The 20,830-nt window shown below is 61.7% G+C and carries 21 protein-coding genes; 3 read left to right on the forward strand and 18 right to left on the reverse strand.

The window, feature by feature from the left end; translation table 11 throughout:
• Position 1: 1 nt before the first annotated feature.
• The 4 genes from HV744_RS23335 to HV744_RS23350 form a co-directional block, all read right to left on the reverse strand.
• Entirely contained in the window at positions 2–3,034 is a 3,033-nt protein-coding gene (locus HV744_RS23335; protein WP_175151758.1) for an FAD-binding and (Fe-S)-binding domain-containing protein, read from the reverse strand.
• A gap of 42 nt (positions 3,035–3,076) precedes the next feature.
• On the reverse strand, positions 3,077–3,826 hold the full coding sequence (locus HV744_RS23340; RefSeq protein ID WP_175151759.1) for a 2-keto-4-pentenoate hydratase: 750 nt from the start codon (positions 3,824–3,826) through the stop codon (positions 3,077–3,079).
• A 39-nt stretch (positions 3,827–3,865) separates the two neighbouring features.
• Positions 3,866–5,152, reverse strand: coding sequence for an MFS transporter (locus HV744_RS23345; protein WP_175151760.1), 1,287 nt, complete (start codon positions 5,150–5,152; stop codon positions 3,866–3,868).
• A 229-nt stretch (positions 5,153–5,381) separates the two neighbouring features.
• Positions 5,382–6,602, reverse strand: a complete 1,221-nt coding sequence (locus HV744_RS23350; protein ID WP_175151761.1) for a pyridoxal-phosphate-dependent aminotransferase family protein — start codon at positions 6,600–6,602, stop codon at positions 5,382–5,384.
• 160 nt (positions 6,603–6,762) lie between these two features.
• Here HV744_RS23350 and HV744_RS23355 point away from each other — a divergent pair, with 160 nt between their 5' ends.
• Positions 6,763–7,488, forward strand: a complete 726-nt coding sequence (locus HV744_RS23355; protein ID WP_175151762.1) for a GntR family transcriptional regulator — start codon at positions 6,763–6,765, stop codon at positions 7,486–7,488.
• 335 nt (positions 7,489–7,823) lie between these two features.
• On the opposite strand, the gene HV744_RS23360 is transcribed toward HV744_RS23355, so the two are convergent.
• The 13 genes from HV744_RS23360 to HV744_RS23410 form a co-directional block, all read right to left on the reverse strand.
• Positions 7,824–8,099 carry a hypothetical protein gene (locus HV744_RS23360; protein WP_175151763.1) on the reverse strand — a complete coding sequence of 92 codons (276 nt, stop codon included), beginning with the start codon at positions 8,097–8,099 and terminating at the stop codon, positions 7,824–7,826.
• A gap of 349 nt (positions 8,100–8,448) precedes the next feature.
• Positions 8,449–8,709, reverse strand: a complete 261-nt coding sequence (locus HV744_RS23365) for a hypothetical protein (protein WP_042325090.1) — start codon at positions 8,707–8,709, stop codon at positions 8,449–8,451.
• Positions 8,710–9,090: 381 nt separating this feature from the next.
• Positions 9,091–9,366, reverse strand: a complete 276-nt coding sequence (locus HV744_RS23370) for a hypothetical protein (RefSeq protein ID WP_175151764.1) — start codon at positions 9,364–9,366, stop codon at positions 9,091–9,093.
• Positions 9,367–9,562: 196 nt separating this feature from the next.
• Positions 9,563–9,829: a hypothetical protein gene (locus HV744_RS23375; protein ID WP_175151765.1), complete on the reverse strand. Its 267-nt coding sequence runs from the start codon at positions 9,827–9,829 to the stop codon at positions 9,563–9,565.
• The gene (locus tag HV744_RS37520; protein ID WP_246279156.1) at positions 9,829–10,749 is read right to left on the reverse strand and encodes an RHS repeat domain-containing protein; all 921 of its coding nucleotides are present in this window, start codon (positions 10,747–10,749) and stop codon (positions 9,829–9,831) included. Before HV744_RS37520 ends, HV744_RS23375 begins: the two co-directional genes overlap by 1 nt.
• Positions 10,750–10,994: 245 nt before the next feature.
• Positions 10,995–11,900 carry an RHS repeat domain-containing protein gene (locus HV744_RS37530; RefSeq protein WP_246279157.1) on the reverse strand — a complete coding sequence of 302 codons (906 nt, stop codon included), beginning with the start codon at positions 11,898–11,900 and terminating at the stop codon, positions 10,995–10,997.
• Positions 11,901–11,966: 66 nt separating this feature from the next.
• The gene (locus tag HV744_RS37535; protein WP_246279158.1) at positions 11,967–12,200 is read right to left on the reverse strand and encodes a hypothetical protein; all 234 of its coding nucleotides are present in this window, start codon (positions 12,198–12,200) and stop codon (positions 11,967–11,969) included.
• Positions 12,201–12,508: 308 nt separating this feature from the next.
• Positions 12,509–13,840, reverse strand: a complete 1,332-nt coding sequence (locus HV744_RS23385; RefSeq protein WP_175151766.1) for an MFS transporter — start codon at positions 13,838–13,840, stop codon at positions 12,509–12,511.
• Between the two features lie 60 nt (positions 13,841–13,900).
• Complete coding sequence (locus HV744_RS23390) at positions 13,901–14,866, reverse strand: hydroxymethylglutaryl-CoA lyase (protein WP_175151767.1); 966 nt, start codon at positions 14,864–14,866, stop codon at positions 13,901–13,903.
• Complete coding sequence (locus HV744_RS23395; RefSeq protein ID WP_175151768.1) at positions 14,863–16,056, reverse strand: CaiB/BaiF CoA transferase family protein; 1,194 nt, start codon at positions 16,054–16,056, stop codon at positions 14,863–14,865. Before HV744_RS23395 ends, HV744_RS23390 begins: the two co-directional genes overlap by 4 nt.
• A gap of 105 nt (positions 16,057–16,161) precedes the next feature.
• Entirely contained in the window at positions 16,162–17,139 is a 978-nt protein-coding gene (locus tag HV744_RS23400; RefSeq protein ID WP_175151769.1) for a LysR family transcriptional regulator, read from the reverse strand.
• 20 nt (positions 17,140–17,159) lie between these two features.
• Positions 17,160–17,468 carry a type II toxin-antitoxin system RelE/ParE family toxin gene (locus HV744_RS23405; protein WP_175151770.1) on the reverse strand — a complete coding sequence of 103 codons (309 nt, stop codon included), beginning with the start codon at positions 17,466–17,468 and terminating at the stop codon, positions 17,160–17,162.
• Positions 17,465–17,749, reverse strand: a complete 285-nt coding sequence (locus tag HV744_RS23410; protein WP_175151771.1) for a YlcI/YnfO family protein — start codon at positions 17,747–17,749, stop codon at positions 17,465–17,467. The genes HV744_RS23405 and HV744_RS23410 overlap by 4 nt, the downstream gene beginning before the upstream one ends.
• Positions 17,750–17,991: 242 nt before the next feature.
• Here HV744_RS23410 and HV744_RS23415 point away from each other — a divergent pair, with 242 nt between their 5' ends.
• On the forward strand, positions 17,992–18,954 hold the full coding sequence (locus tag HV744_RS23415; RefSeq protein WP_175151772.1) for a GlxA family transcriptional regulator: 963 nt from the start codon (positions 17,992–17,994) through the stop codon (positions 18,952–18,954).
• Between the two features lie 114 nt (positions 18,955–19,068).
• A complete protein-coding gene (locus tag HV744_RS23420; protein ID WP_175151773.1) occupies positions 19,069–19,827 on the forward strand; it encodes an SDR family oxidoreductase in 759 nt (252 codons plus the stop codon).
• A 622-nt stretch (positions 19,828–20,449) separates the two neighbouring features.
• On the opposite strand, the gene HV744_RS23425 is transcribed toward HV744_RS23420, so the two are convergent.
• The gene (locus HV744_RS23425) at positions 20,450–20,815 is read right to left on the reverse strand and encodes a response regulator (RefSeq protein ID WP_175151774.1); all 366 of its coding nucleotides are present in this window, start codon (positions 20,813–20,815) and stop codon (positions 20,450–20,452) included.
• Positions 20,816–20,830: the final 15 nt, after the last annotated feature.

Below are 20,830 nucleotides of genomic sequence, written 5' to 3' on the forward strand. Positions count from 1 at the left end.
GTCACTGCAATGCCATCGCCAGCACGCGCGCCACATGGATCGCATCGACGCCCGCGCCATCGTGAATCTGGTGCCGGCAACTCGTGCCGTCGGCGACCATCAGCGTGTTGCCGTCGATCTTGCGCACCGCCGGCAGCAGCGACAATTCCGCCATTGCCTGTGAGGTCACGTAGTGCTCGGCTTCGTAGCCGAAGCTGCCGGCCATCCCGCAACACGACGACTCCACCGTCGACACCTTCAGCTCGGGAATCCACTTCAGCACGGTCTGCACGGGCGTAAACGCATCGAAGGCCTTTTGATGGCAATGGCCATGCAGCAACGCCTGCTGCACGGCCAACGGCTTCAACGCAAGCTGCAAACGACCCGCCTTTTCCTCGCGCACCAGAAACTCTTCGAATAGAAACGCCTGCTGCGAAAGCCGCTGCGCTTCTTCGCCAAAGCCGTAGTGCAGAAACTCATCGCGCAACGACAGCAGACAAGACGGTTCCAACCCGACAATCGGCACGCCCCGCTCCACGAACGGCTTGAACAGATCGAGCATGCGCCGCGCTTCCTGCTTCGCTAAGTCGACCAGACCCGCCGCGAGGAACGTGCGGCCGCAACATACCGGCCGCTCGCCCTGGCGCGTATTGAAGCGCACCGTATAGCCCGCGGCCTCCAGCACCTGCTGCGCGGCGCGCGCGTTATCCGGCTCCATGTTGTTGTTGAACGTGTCGACGAACAGCAGCACTTCTTTCAGCGCGTCGCTTTCAGCCGGTCCGGCAGCCGCTTTGCCCGCCACGGCGCCCGACAGAAACGACTTCCTGAAGCGCGGCAAACTGCGTTCAGGCGCAAAGCCCACGGCTCGCTTGAACCACGCCGACAACACCGGCACGTTGTCCGCCAGCGCCAGCAGGCCCGGCATGCGGCTCGCGGTGGCGGCATAGCGCGGCATGAAGGCGACCAGCCTGTCACGCAGACTCAAGCCATGCCGTTTGACGCGCGCCGCCCGCGCCTCGATCTTGAACTTCGCCATGTCGACGCCGGTCGGGCAATCGCGCTTGCAGCCCTTGCACGACACGCAGAGATCGAGCGTGTCCTTGACGTCGTCGCTCGCCAGTCCGGCTTCGCCGAGCTGACCCGAGATCGCGAGGCGCAACGTATTCGCGCGTCCGCGCGTGACGTGCTGCTCGTCCTTCGTCACGCGATAGCTCGGGCACATCGTGCCGGCGTCGAACTTGCGGCAGTGGCCGTTGTTGTTGCACATCTCGACGGCCTTCGCGAGCCCGCCGGACAGATCGTTGCCGCTGCCCGGCAACGTCTGCTCGCCGGTCAACGGATCGCGTTCGACGTTCCATGCCGACCAGTCGAGCGCCGTGTCGATCCGCTGTTCCTTGTAGCCCGGCGCAAAGCGGAAGTTGCGCGCGTCGTCCATCTTCGGCGGACGCACAATCTTGTCAGGATTGAAGCGGTTGTCCGGATCGAACAGCGCCTTGATTTCAGCGAACGCCTGATTCAGCCGCGGCCCGTATTGCCACGCGACCCACTCGCCGCGGCACAGCCCGTCGCCGTGTTCGCCCGAATAGGCGCCCTTGTATTCGCGCACGAGTGCCGCCGCTTCGTCGGCGATCGCGCGCATCTTCACCGCGCCGTCGCGCCGCATGTCGAGAATCGGCCGCACGTGCAGCGTGCCGACGCTCGCATGCGCATACCAGGTGCCTTCGGTGCCGTGCCGATGAAACACGTCGGTCAGACGGCTCGTGTAGTCGTCCAGATGTTCGAGCGGCACCGCGCAATCTTCAATGAAGGAGACCGGCTTGCCGTCGCCCTTCATGCTCATCATGATGTTGAGCCCGGCTTTGCGGACCTCCCACAACGCCTTCTGCTCGTTCGCGTCCGGCATCTCGACGACCGAGCCGGGCAAGCCGAGGTCGGCCATCAGTTCCGTGAGTTGTCTGAGCGACGCGAGCTGCGCGTCGCGGTCCTCACCCGCGAACTCCACCAGCAGGATCGCTTGCGGCTCGCCGACCAGGGCACGGCCGATCACCGGACGAAACGCGGGATTGCTCATCGCCAGATCGATCATCGTGCGATCGACCAGCTCCACCGCCACCGGATTCAGCTTGACGATGTGCTGCGTCAGCGCCATCGACTGCCGGAACGTCGGGAAGTTGACCACGCCGAGCGTTTTATGCGCGGGCAGCGGCGCGAGCTTGAGGGTCAATTGCCGGCTGAACGCGAGCGTGCCCTCCGAGCCGACCAGCAGGTGCGCGAGATTCGCGCTGCCGTCGTCGGTATAAGCGCGCGGGTTCTGGCAATCGAACAAGTCGATGTTGTAGCCCGCCACGCGCCGCAAGACCTTCGGCACGCGCGCGACGATTTCGTCGCGCTCGCGTTGAGCGATCTGCGTCACGCCCGCGAGTATCTGCTGCAGGCGCGCGCCTTGCAGCGTCTCGCGTAGCGACGCGAAGCGCGCTTCGCTGCCGTCGGCGAGAATCGCGTCGATCGCCTCGACGTTGTGCACCATGTTGCCGTATTCGATCGAGCGCGACCCGCACGAGTTGTTGCCGGCCATCCCGCCGATCGTGCACTGCGCGGCCGTCGACACGTCCACCGGAAACCACAGGCCGTGCGGCTTGAGCCACGCGTTCAGATGATCCAGCACGACGCCGGGCTCGACCGCCACCGTGCGCGCGTCGGCATCGAACGCGACGATGTTGTTCAGCCACTTGCTCGTGTCGATCACCAGCGCTTCGCCGACCGTCTGCCCGCATTGGCTGGTGCCCGCGCCGCGCGCGAGCAGCGGCACGTTCTCGCTGCGGGCGATTTCCAGCGCGATGCGCAGATCGTCCTGATCGCGCGGCACCACCACGCCGATCGGCGTGATCTGATAGATCGACGCATCGGTCGCGTAACGGCCGCGGCTCGCCGTATTGAACAACACGTCGCCGCGCAGCGACTTGCGCAAGTGCTGCGCGAGCGGACTCGTCAGACGCGCGGCGGACGGCGCCAGATAAATCGGCTGGACGAGTAAAGCGGAAGTCGGGTTCGTCATATCGTCGGTCGGTGGGAAAGCTGCGAAAGCGGGTGAAGCCGGTTAGTACAACGTCACGCTGACCGGCGCGAGCCCTTCGATGCGGCCGCTCGCCGTGCCCGCCTTGCGCGGAAAAAACATGCCGCTGTACGAACCCGTGGTGACGACCATCTCCGGCGTCACCGCGATGCCGCGCGAACTCGCGTGATTGACGAGCCACGTCAGCAGACGCCGCGGATCGCCGGCCGGATTGGCGGGCGCCACTTCGACCACGTCGTGACCGTCGAAACTGAAACGCAACGACGGCGCGACGAACGGAAAGTCCTCGCGATACGGCATGAATTCGCCGACGATCAGCGCACCGTGATTCTGCAGGTCCGCGAGCTGCGCGAGCTTGTCGATGTCGGGCCACGCGGAGTACCGGCTCGAAACGATTTCGATTGTCGCGCCGATCGAACCGATGCCCGCCTTCACTTCGTCTTCGCTATAAGGCGTGGTGGAAGGGTCGAAGCGGCGGCCGAAGCGAAACGCGATTTCCAGTTCGAGCCCGAGCGGCGCGAAGCCTGCACGCGCCAGACGCGCGCCGTCGGCGTGCAGATCGATGTTGGGCAACGGCGCGCCCTGGATCGGGCCGCTCGCGGTCTTCGCGCCGATCTTCCAGCCGCCGATCCGCGCGCCGCAGACGTTCAGGATTTCGTGCTGGATCGCGTACGCCGCGCTGGCGTCGGCGGGCGTTTGCTCCGGCGGCAACGTATCGAGCGTGAGTCGATCGCGGCGTGCATCGGCAAGACGCCGGCTCAGTGATGTAGTCATGTCTTTCATCGCGAACAGAGAGAGAACCGTGCTTTGCGCTTACACGCCCATACGGGTGGGCACCTGCGCGCCGTCCGCCGGATCGAGCGCGAACTGGCTTTCCGGCTGCATGCGAAACGCGAGCACCACGCCGATGCCCATCAACAGCATGCTGCCGACGAACGGCAAATCCCAGTTGCCGAAGTAGTCGATCAGAAAACCGCCGACCACCGGCGAGATGATCGCGGCCAGTGCCGAGCCGGTGTTCATCATGCCGCTCGCGGTGCCCGCGAAGTCCGGCGCGATATCCATCGGGATCGCCCACATCGGGCCGATCGTCATCTCGGCGAAGAAGAAGCCCGACGCGAGACACGCAATCGACAGAGCGAGGTTGTGCGTGAACATCAGCGGAATCAGCGAGAGCAGGCAGAAGAACATGCAGATCGACACCATCCAGCTGCGCGCGCGTTTCAAACTACCGGTGCGCTTGAAGATCCAGTCGGTCACGAGGCCGCCGAGCGTATCGCCAAGCACGCCGGCGAAGAACACCACGGAAGCGAAGATCGCCGACTTCTGCAGTTGCAGGTGATGGTTGTGCAGGAAGTACAGCGGAATCCAGCTCAGGAACAGCCACAGCGTCCAGCCGTAACAGAAGTACACGACCGTGACCGGCGCCATGCGGCGAAACAGTTTGCTCCATGGCACGCCGGCCGCTTTCGGCTTCGGCATGGGCAGCACGGCGAGTTCTTCGGGCGTGATGCGCGGATGATCTTTCGGATGTTCGGTGAAGGTGACCGCCCACACGGCGACCCACAACAGGCTGAGCGCGCCGCAGATGTAGAACGATTCACGCCAGCCCCAGTTCGCCATCACCAGCACGATCAGCGCGGGCGCAACGGCGTTGCCGACACGCGACGCCGCATGCGTGATGCCCTGCGCGAAGCCGCGCTTGTCCTTCGCGACCCAGCGCGCCATCGCGGAGGTCGCGGCGGGGAACGTGGCGCCTTCGCCGAAACCGAGCAGCAAGCGCGCGGCCAGCAACGAGGCCAGCCCGCCGGCCATGCCGGTCAGCAAGGTGGCGACGCCCCAGATCGCGCCGCAGAACAGCAGCGTGCGTCTCGCGCCGAAGCGATCGCTCACCCACCCGCCCATCACCTGGAAGATCAGATACGGATACGCGAAAGCCGAGAACACGAGGCCGACCTGCGTATGCGAGAGTTGGAATTCCTTGCCGAAGCCTGCCGCCGCGGTGCTGACGTTGACGCGGTCGAGGTAAGTGATGAAGTACATGACGCATAGCATCACTAGAACGATACTGGTCGCACTGGTCAAACGAAACCGCTTCATCGTCTCTCTCCATTGCATGTGTCGACGGCGCGCCTGAAATGGCGCGCTACGTCGTTGACCATCAGCGGCACACGCTGCTGCGGACAAACTGCATGTTGTTCGGACCGCGTTCTATGCGCGGTTTCTTGAGGGAAGTGCTCCCCGCCCTCCCTTGCTCCCTTTTTGCTTTTTTTTAATGCGGACCGCTTGGCGCTCGCTGTTCAGGCCGGGCGATTGCGCCCGGCGCGCTTCAGGCCGCGGCCTTCAGACCCGAGGCTTTGGCCGGCTGGCTCAACCACTCCATAGCGGCAGGCAAACCACTTTCCTTGAGCGGCACACCCGCGAGCCGCAAACCCATTTCGCAGCCGGCCAGCGTGGCCAGCAGCATCAGATCGTTGCAATCGCCCAGATGGCCGATGCGGAACATTCGGCCTTTCATCTTGCCGAGGCCCGTGCCGAGCGACATGTCGAAGCGTTCGTAGATGATCTTGCGCACCGCGTCGGCGTCGACGCCGTCGGGCATCATCACGCCGGTGAGCACCGGGCTATACACGGCCGGGTCCGCGCATTGAATCTCGAGACCCCACGCGCGCACCGCACGGCGGGTTGCCTCGGCGAGACGCTCGTGACGGGCGAACACGTTGTCGAGCCCTTCGCCGAGAATCATCTCCAGCGCTTCGGACAGCCCGTAGAGCAGGTTCGTGTTCGGCGTGTACGGCCAGTAGCCGGTCTTGTTCATCTCGACGATGTCGGTCCAGTCCCAGAAGCTGCGCGGCAGTTTCGCGTGCTTGCTGGCGACCAGCGCTTTCGGCGAGATCGCGTTGAAGCTGATGCCCGGCGGCAGCATCAAGCCCTTTTGCGAGCCCGACACGGTCACGTCGACGCCCCATTCGTCGTGACGATAGTCGGCGCACGCGAGGCCCGAGATCGTGTCGACCAGCAGTAGCGCCGGGTGGCCCGCGGCGTCAATCGCACGGCGCACGGCGGCGATATCCGATGTGACGCCCGTCGAGGTTTCGTTGTGCACCACGCACACCGCCTTGATCGCGTGTTGCGTGTCGGCGCGCAAACGCTCTTCGATCATCTGCGGCTGAACCCCGCGCCGCCAGCCTTCAATGCCTGGCAGACCAAGGAACTCCGGCTTAAGGCCGAGGCTTTCCGCCATCTTTTTCCACAGCGTCGCGAAGTGGCCGGTCTCGAACATCAGCACCTGATCGCCGGGGCTCAGCGTGTTGGACAGCGCCGCTTCCCACGCGCCTGTGCCGGAGGCCGGATAAATCACCACGGGCTGCTGCGTCTTGAAGATCTTCTTGATGCCGTCGAGCACCTTCAGACCGAGTTCGCCGAACTCCGGACCACGGTGATCGATGGTCGGATAGCTCATCGCGCGAAGGATGCGGTCGGGCACCGGGCTCGGACCCGGGATCTGCAGAAAGTGGCGGCCAGCGGGATGAAAGTCTAGTTTGAGCATTGGGTTCCTCCGATTGAATTTTGCATTCAAAAAACTATATCAGACGAAGTGCGACGCTCCCAAGCCGAAAATTGCGCGCTGGGACCAGTGTTTACCCGCGCTATTAACTAATCTTTCGGCTTCCGATAAAATCTGATTCATGCGATTTGAGGGTTTTTGTATGCAAAATTCGGATTTCAATGCGGGTGTGGCCGCTTCCCCGCTGATGCCGAAGGTCGAGCGCCAGCGCTTGCACGACACGGTGGTCGAGCACATTCGCCGCTTTATCGTCGAAGGGGTGCTGGAGCCGGGCAAGAAACTGAATGAGCGGGAGTTGTGCGAGACGCTTGGCATCTCGCGCACGCCGTTGCGCGAAGCGCTGAAGGTGCTGGCCGCCGAAGGGCTGATCGAGATTTCGCCGAATCGTGGCGCGTCGGTGTCGAAGATGTCGGAGGCGGAGCTGCGCGAGACCTTCGAACTGATGAGCGGTCTCGAAGCGTTCTCCGGTGAGCTGGCGGCGGAACGGATGACCGCGGCCGAGCTTGCCGAGATCAAGGCGCTGCACTACGCGATGCTCGCGTGCCGCACGCAAAACGATCTGCCTGGGTACTACAGCCGCAACCAGGCGATCCACGACAAGATCAATGAGGCAGCGAGGAATTCAGCGCTGCGGCAGATGTATATCGCGGTGAACCGGCGCTTGCAGGCGCTCAGGTTCCGCTCGAACTTCCAGATCCCCAAGTGGGACAGCGCGATTCACGATCACGACGAGATGTTGAAGGCGCTCGAAGCGCGCGATGGCAAGAAGCTGAGCGCGATTCTTCGGCAGCATCTGCTCGATAAACGCGATGCGGTCTTGCAGGTGCAGTCGCAGGAAGCGGCGGCGGGGGCGCAGTTGAAGACTTGAGGGGGCTGAGCGCGGGTTACCTCTTCCGAATGCGCCCCAAGGGTAAAAACTTGTCCACCTAAAATGTTGGCAAGCCTGTGGACAACCTTCTCATATGCCCGCCAAGTGGTTGATACAGCAGCAATATCGTCGCGCGGTTCATGCGTAAGCATCGGTCACCGGCACGCAGTCGGCCGCGCGGAAAAGCTCGCTTAACAAGGAGGCCATATGAGTGATCTGCCATAGAAATCTGGGGCAGAAATGAGTATGAGTGGAGTGGCCGTACCTGAAAACGTCCAACCATATCGTCGCGCTCACCGGACATCGTTCGGCCAAGTTACCCGATCAATCGGCGATTACTCTTCTGACGACTTGTCGATTGGATGCTGAGTAACATAGAGGCACCGTTTGATACCAGGCCGTCCCGCTGCAATGACATTGAGCATTGCGACGCCTAACTGTCGCGCCAGTTCGTCATCGAACTCGAAATTGTCGTCGTCCAGAAAAAACGGCACCTCCATAGTTCCAGCCACAACGGGAGCCAACCTAGCTGAATCCACAGCCTGCATAGTCAGTTGTTGAGGATTTTCGGTGTAGGTCAGAACTACGGAATACGGCGGATGATTAACCATTAATACCTTCTGCACTGTCGATATACGAAAATGGCAGAGGCTCTCCCTGCCGCCCTTTCTCATCACATCTCTGGAACTCGTTATTTCGATGTTCTGATGCCCGGCCTATTTGAGGCCGCCTGGTATAGAACATCCCCGTGGTGTCCGAATAGCCTTCCGTCATACCACGTTGCTCATCTTTCATGTAATAGAATCCATCATCCGATTTCGCGAGGGTGAGATCAGGTTTCCTGATACAACCCACGCCCACGCCGCTCAACTTGCAATAAAATGACGCCCGTATAAGCGGGCGTATGAAGAAAGCGACACAGTAAAAATGCGTCAATCAGGCAGTTACTGTCCTGACGGCCTATTGACCCGGGGGCGGCGTAAGCGTCATGTACTGCTTGATGTCAGGCTGACCCAGCGCGATCATATTTAACATCGTCGCTCCAAGCCCGTGCGCGAATTCATCGTCAATCTTGAAATCCTGTGTTTCCAACGGAATCGGTACTGCGAATTTTCCGGCCATGACTGGTTCCAGCATGGCGCGATCAATAGTCTGCAATGCAAACTCCTGACGATCCTCCAAGTAGGTCAGAACAACACAGTACGGCGGATGATTAGCCATCAATAACCTCTACATGATTGGTAATTCTGAAATGCCTTCTGCTTACACAAGGCAGCCAACCTCTCGCCCCCCCGGGCGAAAGCAACCGCACTGCCTGTGATTTCACGCCAGTGATCGCCTTCAGCGCGGGCTATGCAGTACAGGCGTGAAGTGGGAACAGACCAGATAGAATGACGCCCGCGTTGAGCGGGCACATAAAAAGGAAACGGCGCTAGACGGAGACCGCCGCATTCCGAGGTACACAGCGGAGTCCATCACATTCGGACGAGGGTCGGATAAGGAACCGGCTAAAGTTCCCACTTGTTGCCATACCTACAAACGTCGACCATACCATCGCGCTCGCCGAACATCGTTCGGTCAAGTTACCGGACCAATGAGCAATTACTCTTCTGACGGCCTGTCGATTGGATCCAGTCTAAAGCTCGTATACTGTTTGATATCGGGTTGCCCCAGTGCAATCAGAGTGAGTATCCCTGATCCAAGTCGACGCGCAAATTCATCGTCAAGCTTGAACTTATGCTCGTCAAGCAGGATTGGTATCTCTAATTCCCCGGCCACGATCGGTGCTAATCTGGCTCGATCAACAGCTTGCACTGCAATCTCCTGACGATCTTCGAAGTAAGTCACAACCACGGAATACGGTGGATGTTGAGCCATTAGTACCCTCTGCACTGTTGGTAGGTTTGGAATGCTCTCTGCTTACATAGAGCGACTGCCCGCACGCCGCCCATCGCCGGAGCAGACAACAAGCACAGAGTCATTTGAGCACTTGTAGTGAGCGATGTATTCACTCTCATGATCTTCCGAAAGCAGGAGTGGTTAACGTCTCAGTAGGTGTTAGTGAGGTACTGCCCTATTCTCTGTCGATCGGTTTCTGTGTGACGCTCATGTATTGCTTGATATCGGGATGACCCAACGCTATTGCATTAAGCATTGCGACTCCAAGCCGTCGCGCGAATTCGTCGTCAAGCCTGAAATCGAAATCATCCAACAGGATTGGCACTTCGAACAATCCAGCCAGAAGCGGGGCCAGCTTGTCCGGCTCAACTAACTTCACCGTCAGCCGTTGCTGCTCCTGGTCATAGTTCAGAACCACGGAACGCGGTGGATCAACTGCCATCAATACCCCCTGCACGATTGATAATTTTGAAATGCCTGCTGCTTGCACAGCGCGACGCCCCGAATACCACCCATTGGGTAAGCAATCGAAGTGCACAGTAGCATATCGGATTCATACCGTGCGAAGCATTCATCCTCATGATCTTCTCTTGCACTACACTTCACCATCCCTCCGCCTTCGTTTCCTGCTCCGAAGACAGAACTGTAAAGCATCATCCTCTTGGCAGAACTGGCTATATCCGGCACCAAGGTCGGATAAGGAACCTGCGACTGATCACTCAGCATCAGCTCCGTTGTCTCGCCCCACTGCGGAAGTACATCGGTCAGTTCGCTACCAAATAGCTTTCCCGCAAACTTGGCTTTCCACGCCATGTAGCATTCAACGCAGAGGCTTGGAACGAACGGATCAGCGTCAGACTTGAGTCCGGTGAGGTTAGCGGGCGGCGAAACCGGATCATTACCCAATTCCCAGTTGGTAAGCCATACGTCCAGTTCAGCATCGCTGATCGATTGCCACCATGCGCCATTCGTTGACACCTGTCCAGTGCGCGTCGATACCGCGCCGTCCGGACCATACTTATAATCGACCTGCAACTTGCGGGCGAGACCGCCGTTGATAACTCCGGCCGGTTCATTATAGGTAAATCTCGATACGCGCCCGCGCTCATCGTAAGCAATGCCCGCCTGACCACTATTACCTGCAATAGTTTGCGCACGACCTTCGTTGCTGCGATCCACCGTCCGCATCTGCCAACCCGACACGGCATCCCGCGTTAATGCAATGTCGCCCCTTGGGTCATACGTGTAGGTCCAGTCTTCAAGCGTCTTGCCATCCTGGGTCACGGTGGCTGACAAAAGGCGGCCCGCACCATCGTAACGCGCGCCAACGGCCAACTGGCTGCCTGTCCCGACCGCCTGCATCCCCTGTTCGCCTGTCAGGTCAGTCGTTTGCCGCTCTGCATAACCCGTGACGTTACCGCTTGAGTCATAGACGAACGCGCGGATTTTGCCGGGTGTAGCGACCAGATGAGGACGCAGGGAGCTGCCATCGGCATACTCAATTGTCGTGACCGTTTTTGTTCCGGAGACCGTGGCAAATGCTTTGGTTGGCCGGTTGACGCTGTCCCACGTGTACTGAATGTTTCCGGCAGGCGTGGTCCTCTGCTTCAGATTGCCTGCTGCATCCCACGTGCGCGATACCGTGCCCCCGGTGTGGCAATCGAACGGGGGCGCAACGTGTCCGCGGTATCAAAGCTATACGTACTGGTGCCCGACATGTCACTGACTGTCGTCGCGCCGGAACCGTAGCTCAGCGACGTATTCCGGGTGGTGTCAGGATGCGTGACCGAGGCTACGCGACCGCTGGCATCGTAACTCCACGTTGCAATCCGAGATCCAGACTCATCCTTTACGCCTGTCAGTGCATTGGGGAAGCGCACATCCTCATACAGATATTGACGAACATGCGCGATCGGTAGAGTTACCGAAGCAAGATTCCCTTTCGCGTCGTACGCATAATGTACGGCATTCCCAGTAGGGGGCACCACGGCAATGATGCGACCGCTACTGTCGTAAGTCAGAGTGAGCACCACCCTGTTCTGTGCTGTGCTTGCTGTGCTATCGACCGGCCGCTGGACAATCTCCACTATCCGCTGCCCGTCGTAGCGAACCTCGCGAAGCATACCCGTGCGTGTTTTCTCGGTATAGAACATACCCGTGGTGTCCGAATAGCCTTCCGTCGTACCACGTTGCTCATCTTTCAGGTAGTAGAATCCATCACCGGCTTTCGTGAGGGTGAGACCAGGATTTCCTGGTACAACCCACGCTCCGCCGCTCAGCTTGAACGTCACGGGTTGCCAAAATCCTCTATAAGCGACGATATGCGGCACACTTGCATTGACACCGTTCAGATCAATCCGTCGCTGCCAGTTGTTGACCCAATTGGTCCCCATCAACGTCTGAGTGGTGTCGTAGGGCTTCGAAAGATATACCCGCGTGAAGACGATTGGCGACGCGCCACCGCTTTGAAAATCGGCTTCGGAAAGCGCGACAATCCCCTTTGCTGGCAACACGGGATCCGCCACCGGACAGGAGTCATCCGGCGTAGAGTCGTCAGGCGGAGTTGTGGGGGTGTTACATCACTGATCAATCTGGGCAAGGTCATTGATGCAGGCGTAATTGCCGAGACCACCTGGCGTGTTGCTGGTCACGGTAAGCTTGCAGCTCGGCGTACCCGGCGTTGCACCGGACTGCGCGTATAGCGAGAAGCAGTCGGTCGCATTTGCTCCGAACGCGAACATGAGAAGCATGAATGCAGCCAGCAGGCGGGTTGCAACACCTACGACCTCGACGGTGGTTTCGTCTCTTTTCATAGTTATCCTTAATAGTTGTACATGGTTGTTTCCCAAGCACCTTATCGGGCACGCCCCATCCCCAGCTATCCGACAACTCCTAAAATTACAATTTCCCTGTGGACTCTCAAACAGTCTGATACACGCGCTGACGAGTGAAAGTTATCCCCTGTTTTTGTTCGCAAGCCTGTGGACAACTTGCTCACAGGCCAGCCAAGTGATTGATGCGACAGGCCTATCTGCCGCCGGTGCAGTCGCAGGCAGGCCGTCGGCTCATCATTTTGCGAGGCGCCGCGCCGACGGTCCACCCACACGCTCCAAGCCCACCCTCACCGCGCCATCTCCTTGCGCCGCAGCGACTCCGGCATCCCGTACAACATTATCAGCGCGCAGATCACGCTCATCGTGCCGATCACGTACAACGCGGGCGTCGTGCTGCCGGTCAGATCCTTCACGCGTCCCACCATGATCGGACTCACGATCCCGCCGAGCTGTCCGAGCGTATTGATCAACGCGATCCCGCCAGCCGCGCCGGCGCCCGTGAGGAGCTTGGGCGGCAGCGCCCAGAACGCCGGAATCGAAGCCACCACCCCTGCGCCCATCACGGCCAGCGCGATGACCAGCAACGTGGTCTGCTTGTCGAAGAAGCCCGCCGCAAAGAAGCCGATTGCCGACATCACCAGCAAGCCAAACACGAACTTGCGCCGTTCGCCGGTCGCGTCGGACAAACGCCCCACCACCACCATGCAGATTGCGCCGCATATGTACGGCACCGCCGTCAGCAAGCCGATCATGGTCGGATTGTTAGTGCCCGCGACGTGAATCAGATGCGGCGTCCAGAAGTTCAATCCATACGACGCCACCTGAATCAGGAAGTAAACCAGCCCCAGCGTGAGAAAGCCCGGTGTCCTGAGCGCCCCCATCAGCGAATGCCCGGTGTCCGGATGACGGCTCTGCTGCGCGATCTGCCCCGCCAGAAACGTCTTCTCCGACGACGACAACCAGCCTGCGTCCTCGATACGATCCTTGAGCAGTTTCAACACCAGAATCCCGAGCACGACGCAAGGCAGGCCGCCGAGCAGAAACAGCCAGTGCCAGCCCGGCATGCCCAGCACCCCGTTCATGTTTCCGATCACCAGCCCCGCGAGCGGCGCGCCGACCAAACCTGAGAACGCGGACGCCAGAAACAGCATCGACGTGATACGCCCGCGATAGCTCGGCGGAAACCACAGCGTCAGGTAATACAGCACGCCTGGCGCAAAGCCCGCTTCCATCGCGCCGATCACGAAACGCAGCCCGTAGAACTGCCATTCGTTGTTGACGAACACCATCGCCGCCGTCGCGAGTCCCCACGAAATCATGATCCGCGCGATCCAGCGCCGCGCGCCGACCTTGTACAGAAACAGATTGCTCGGGACTTCGAACAACACATAGCCGATCACGAACAGACTCGCGCCGAGGCCATACGCGGTATCGGACAAGCCGAGATCGCTCTGCAACTGGAACTTCGCGAAGCTGATATTGATGCGGTCGAAGAACGCGAACAGATAGCAGATCATGATCAGCGGCATCAGCCGCCACGCCACTTTACGGATGATGGCCGCGGCATCGTCCGCGCTATGCTCACGGCTGCCGCTTGCGACTGCGCCCAGGTCACTCATGCTTGTCTCCAATGCCGGATTCGGCGATGCCGTCCGGTCGTTTGATCGGTTAGGGGAGTGTCAGATTTGTAGAACGTATTCAGGCACGGGATGCAGATCGCAATTGCGGCCCGCCTTCGCCAGTTGCCCAGGCACGTCGTGGCCGAGCAACGCAGGCAAGCCGCGCGACAGCGCGAGCAGCTTTTCCAGATCGATCGCGGTGGGGATGCCCATCTCGACGCACAGATTCACGAGGTCTTCCGTGCAGATGTTGCCGGACGCCCCCGGTGCGAACGGGCAGCCGCCGAGGCCGCCCAGTGCGGCGTCGAAACGGCGCGCGCCGGCTTCGTATGCCGCCAGCACATTGGCGAGGCCGAGCCCGCGCGTGTTGTGAAAGTGCAGCGTGAGCGTGGCGGCCGGCAGCCGTTCGAGCACGCGCGTGACCAGCCGTGACACCTGGCGCGGATTCGCCATGCCGGTCGTGTCGGCCAGCGTGATGCCTTCGATGCCCATCTCGCGATACGTATCGGCAATGCCGATCACGCGGTCTTCGTCGATCCGGCCTTCGAACGGACAACCGAACGCGGTCGCCACCGACGCGTTCAGCAACACGCCCGAATCCTTGACGTGGCGCACGATGTCGTAGAACGCCAGCAGCGACGATTCGCAACTCATCCGCATGTTCGCTCGGTTGTGGGTCTGGCTCGCGGACATCACGAGGTTCAGTTCATCGGCGCGTGCGGCGAGCGCGCGCTCGGCGCCCTTCAGGTTCGGCACCAGCGCGACGTAGATCACGCCCGCGTGCCGCTCGATCTGCCGGAACACGGCTTCGCCGTCACGCAAAGCCGGAATCGCTTTCGGCGACACGAACGAGCCGGCCTCGATGCGTGTGAAGCCCGCGGTGGATAGCGCGTCGATCAGCGCGATCTTGCCGGTGGTCTCGACCCACGTAGGTTCGATCTGCAAGCCGTCGCGCGGCGACACTTCCTGCACGATCAGTTTGTCGAAATGGCCGGTGTTCATTGGATGGTTGACGGCGACGCTCATTGCACGGCTCCTTCGCGGCGCAGCCGCTCGATATCTTCGTTGGCGAATCCGAGTTCGCTGAGTACGCTGCCGGTATGTTCGCCGAGCGACGGCCCTTGCCAGCGCACTTCGCCCGGCGTGTCCGAGAGCTTCGGCACGATCCCCGGCATCTTCACCGGCGCGCCGCCGGGCAATTGGGTTTGCAGCAACATGTCGCGCGCCTGGTAGTGCGGATCGGCGACGATGTCGGCCACCGAATAGATGCGCCCCGCCGGCACCTCGGCGCGTTCGAGCGCGGCCAGCACGTCTTCGGTCGCGTGGTGGGAGGTCCATGCGGTAATTGCCTGATCGAGCATCGCGCATTGTTTCGCGCGGCCGTCGTTGTGCGCCAACGCGGGATCGTCGGCGAGATCGGGGCGGCCGATCAGATGCATCAGGCGCTTGAAGATCGGATCGCTGTTGCCGGCGATCACCACGTAGCCGTCGTCTTCGGTGCGATACGTGTTCGATGGCGCGATGCCCGGCAGCGCGCCGCCGCTGCGTTCGCGCACGTGGCCGAGCAGGTCGTATTCGGGCACGAGGCTCTCCATCAGATTGAACACGCTCTCGACCAGCGAGACGTCGACCACCTGGCCTTTACCCTGACCGGTCTTCACGCGCAGCAGCGACATCAGCGCGCCGATCACGCCATGCAGCGAGGCGAGCGAATCGCCGAGACTTACGCCGACGCGCGCCGGCGCGCCGTCCACTTCGCCGGTCGTATAGCGAATCCCGCCCATCGCTTCGCCGATCGCGCCGAAGCCCGGCCGGTCGCGATACGGACCGGACTGGCCGTAGCCGGAGATGCGGACCATCGTCAGCTTCGGGTTGATCGCGTGCAGCACGTCCCAGCCGAGGCCGAGCTTTTCGAGCGCGCCGGGACGCAAATTTTCGATCACGACGTCGGCATCGGCGGCGAGCCGTTTGACGATCTCGACACCGTCCGCTGATTTCAGATTCACGCAAACCGACTTCTTGTTGCGCGACTGCAGATACCACCAGAGCGAGGTGCCTTCATGCAGCTTGCGCCATTTGCGAAGGGGGTCGCCGGTCTCGGGCGCTTCGATCTTGATGACGTCGGCGCCGAACTCGGCCATGAGGCGCGCGGCGAACGGCGCGGCGATGAGGGTTCCGATCTCGACGACGCGAATACCCTGAAGGGGTCCACCCATGATGCTGTCTCCGAAGCTGGTTTGGTGTTGAGACACAGCTTAGGAGGGGCGCGGCGGCGGCGTCCAACCGCCATTCGCCAACGACCGTTCGCGAACGGCGAACGCTCAGTGCTTGGCGGGGGCTGGCGGGGCTTCGGGGGAAGCTGAAGCGTCGGCGGCTTCAGCGGCTTCCAATGCTTCGATCGAGCGCAGGTGGTCGAACAGCAGGCGGCTCACCGGTGAAAGCGCGTCGACGTCGCGCACCACCAGCACGAGGCTGCGCTCGGACCAGTCGTCCTCGAGCGGTGTGCCGACCAGTCCGAGCGGACGGCCCATCAGTTGATACACCTTGCGCGGCAACACGCCGACGCCCATGCCCGCTTGCACCATCCGGCAGACCGCGTCGAAGCCCGGCACGTGGATGCGCAAGCGCAGCGGCTTGCCGGCCTGGCGCGCGGCCATGTGGGTGCGGGCGTTGATCGAACTCGCCGCGTGCAGGCCGACGTGATCGCCGTCCAGCGTTTCGGCGAAGGCGACGCTCTCGCGCGCCGCCAGCGGATGATCGTCGCGCATCACGAGCACCAGAGAATCGTGTCGATAGTGCTCGACGTGCAGGTTATGCGTCTCGGCGTCGCCGGAACAGATGCCGAGATCGGCGAGGCTGTTGTCGACGGCTTCGACCACGGCGCCGCTCGGCCGCTCTTCAAGGTCGAGCTTGACGCGTTCGTGCTGCAACTGGAACGCGCGCAAATCCTCGGGGAGAAATTCGACGATCGCCGACAGATTGGCCATCATCCGCACGTAGCCGCGCACGCCGCTCGCGTGGCCGGCCAGTTCGATGCCGATGTTTTCGATGTCGCGCAGCACACGGCGCGCGTGATGCAGCAGCGTTTCGCCTGCCGGCGTCAGCGTCATGCCGCGCGCGTTGCGCTGGAACAGCGTGGCGCCGACCGCCTGTTCGAGTTCGAGCAGACGCTTGCTCGCGGCGGACACGGCAATCGCCTCGCGCTCGGCGGCACGCGTGAGCGTGCCTTCTTCGTAGACGGCGAGGAAGAGCTGGAGTGTAGTGAGGTCGAGCCTTCGGTGAAGGTTTTTGATTACCATCGCGGGCGCCGGAAGTTCTGTCAGTGGTAATCATCCTCTAGCTGATGGCGCACCGCCAGCACGGTCACTATTTGACTGTCCTCGATTTCGAACAAGGCAACATAACCTGACCGGCCAATCGGGATCAGCAGTTCACGCCGAAACGGCACATCCCGCTGAGCCTTGCGGCAGGTAAACGGCGAACTGCGAAGCGTGGCGATACCGTCACGGATTGATTGCAACGCGCGTTCGGCGAGCCGGAAATCCATATCGTCCCGTTCGGGAATGAAGTCGTACAGTCGTTCAAGGTCGGCCGCGGCAGCGCGCGTGAAACGAACCTGATACGTCATCGTTTCTTCCTTGCTCTGGCCTTGGCTTTCGCTTCACCGAGCCGCGTTTCAAGGCCGGCGACCATTTCGTCAGCCAGCACGTAGTCGCCGCTCTGCCTGGCATCCTCTCGCGATGCGAGCCCTCGCGCGACAAACTCACGATGATTCAATCGCCGCGCAATGTTGTCGCGGATGGCCTGCTCCACGAGACTGGAAAGGCTTTCGCCGTCCTGCAGCACGTCCTCGGCCGCGGCTCGCAATTCAGGCTCGACACGCACCGACGGAAAATTAGCGCTTTTCATCCTCTGCTCCACGCATCGAATGAACGGAACGCGCTGTCCTCGCGGCTTCAAAGCGCGTTTGGTATGCTGGTCCGCGGCGCTTTTTCATGCGGCTCAAGCCGGTTCAAGCCGCGCGTCCGATGAAGCCCAGTATTGGTCAACGCGCGGCCACCGACCATCGCCGTGGACCGCTGAACACTGCCCCGCACCGCGTCGACTGCCGCGGCTTGCGGATTCCGTCCATCGTCAAAGGAAGTCTTTCGATGCCTACCGTTGCGATCGCGATCTTCCCCGGCGTGCAGGCGCTCGATGTCGCCGGTCCCGTCGACGTCTTTTCCGAAGCCAACCGCTTCATCGCGCCTGACGATCGCTACGAGGTCAAACTGCTCAGCGCGGAGTCCGCACCGCTGCGCGCGTCGAACGGCATGACGCTGGTCGCCGACGCCACGTTCGAACAGGCGCGCCGCCCGTTCGATCTTGCGCTGGTCGCGGGCGGCCCCGCGCTGCCCGATAAGCACCTGCCCGATGCGCGCCTGCTGGACTGGCTGACGAACGTCGCCACCCGCTGCGGCCGCTACGGCTCGATCTGCACCGGCGCGTTCGCGCTAGGCCATGCCGGCTTGCTCGACGCGCGCAACGTCACGACGCACTGGCAGCATGCCGCTCAGCTGGCCGCGCAATTCCCGCAGGCGCACGTCGATTTCGACCGCATCTATCTGCGCGACGGGCAGCTCGTCACGTCAGCGGGCGTGACGGCCGGCATCGATCTGTCGCTCGCGCTGGTGGCCGAGGACCACGGTCCGCAAACCGCGCTGGCCGTCGCCAAGCGGCTGGTGGTGTTCGCACAACGGCAAGGCGGCCAGTCGCAATTCAGCCCCTACCTGACCGCGCCGGCCGACGACACGTCGCCGGTCGCCAAAATCCAGGCGCACGTCATGGAGCGGATTCGCGAGAGCTTCACCGTGAAGCAACTGGCGGACGTCGCAGGCATGAGCGCACGAAACTTCGCGCGCGTGTTCGTGCAGGAGACCGGCGTGACGCCGCACGAATTCATCGAACGGGCCCGTGTGGATGCAGCGCGCAAGCTGCTCGAAAGCAGCGGCGCGGCGCTCAAGGCGATTGCCTACGACTGCGGCTTCGGCACCGCGGACCGGATGCGCATTGTCTTCACCAAACGCATCGGCGTGACGCCGATGCAGTATCGCGAGCGCTTTCGCTCGACCTGAAAGCGGCGCGCAAGCGAGCGAGAACGGCGACGCCGCTGCATGCGTGAAATGCAGCATGAGAATGTTGCGTGAGAAAATGTCGGCCTCCGCAAGCCAACGCTCACAAGGAACGACATGACCTCCACTTCTCCGATTCGCGCGATCGTCACCGGCCACACGCGCGGCCTGGGCGCGGCGCTCGCCGAACAGCTGATCGGGCGCAATGTCACTGTGCTGGGCTTGTCCCGCTCGCGTCATGCGACGCTCAAGACACGCTTCCCGGCGCAACTCGAAGAGATCGAACTGGAACTGGCCGACCCCGCGCGCGTCGCGCAATGGATCGCGACCGATGCGCTGCGCGCATTCGTCAGCGGCGCGCAAACGGTCCTGCTAATCAACAACGCGGGCATGGTGCAGCCGATCGGCCCGATCGAAGGTCAGGACGCGGCGGCGGTCGCCAGCGCGGTGAGCCTCAACGTGGCCACGCCGTTGATGCTGGCAAGCGCGCTCGCGGCAGCCGCCGTCGATGCGAGCGACCGGCGCATCGTGCACATTTCCAGCGGCGCGGCGCGCAATGCGTATCCCGGCTGGAGCATCTATTGCGCAACCAAGGCCGCGCTCGATCATCACGCGCGCGCCGTCACGCTCGATACGAATCGCGCACTGCGCATTTGCAGTCTGGCGCCGGGCGTGATCGATACAGGCATGCAGGCGGAGATTCGCGGCAGCGGCGACGAACAGTTTCCGATGCGCGCGAAATTCGAAGACCTCAAGCGTAACGGCCAGTTGTCGACGCCTGAACAATGCGCCGCGCAATTGATCGACTACGCGTTCAGCGATGCGTTCGGGCAAACGCCGGTGGCCGACATTCGCGAGATCGCCAAGCCGGCGTGACGAGCGGCGGCAGCGCCTCCCGAAAAATCTCACCTTTGGCACGCAGTGGTGGGGGTTCGAGGTGAGGCACTGATCGGATTACTCCCGAAAACGCTCACCTTTCGAGCTTGGGGGCAGGGCGCAAAGGCATGCCGGGCTTGGTACGGAGGGTTCGAAACAGGCTACTCCCGCAAACTCTCACCTTTAGAATGGGGCGAGTAGTCTGCATACCCAGGTAAGAGGCTGTGGGCTGGCGCGCTTCGCGCGCGGTGGCAGGCGATCTACGCACGGGCAGCGATCGCGTGAGATAAGCGGTCGCAAAACACGCGTGCATGACAGCGTCAAAGCGACAATCGACTCGCGCATTGCAAGAAATGTGCGGTTGAGAACGTACGAGACGATGCTGTAGATGACGGAAGCGCAAAACTCCAGTGCGTCGCGACGTCAGGCTCCCGAATCTCCTCACCTTTAAGCCTGCAGACCCATACGCAAGCCCCTCCGCAGCAATCGCACGGACCGGTTTTACCCCGTATTTAGCGGGTTTCGACAGCCACGGAGCCCGCGCAACAGCACTTTGAAAGTGCCCCACGCGCCGCCCCCGAAAACCCTCACCTTTCTCGAGCAGAGCCGCGCCTGAGCGCGTCTAGCTCGCCAGCTTACGGAACGTTTCCAGCACCGCATCGCCTTTGAACGGCTTGACGATCCAGCCTTTGACGCCGGCCGCCTTGCCGCGCTCCTTCATCGCCGGGCTGCTCTCGGTCGTCAGCATGATGACGTTGACGGTCTGGTTCGCGAGCTCGCCGCGAATCTTCTCGACCATCGTCAGCCCGTCCATGTTCGGCATGTTGACGTCGCTGATCACCAGCTTGATGCCGGGGCTGGCCTTCAACTTGGCGAGGCCGTCCTTGCCGTCCACCGCCGTATCGACGTCCAGACCGTTCTTCTTCAGAAAGCCGGCCACTTCGTCGCGCACCGTGCTCGAATCATCCACCACCAGAATTTTCGACATGTTGTTGTTTCCTAT

This window comes from Paraburkholderia ultramafica (assembly GCF_902859915.1).
In the GTDB taxonomy this organism is placed as follows: domain Bacteria; phylum Pseudomonadota; class Gammaproteobacteria; order Burkholderiales; family Burkholderiaceae; genus Paraburkholderia; species Paraburkholderia ultramafica.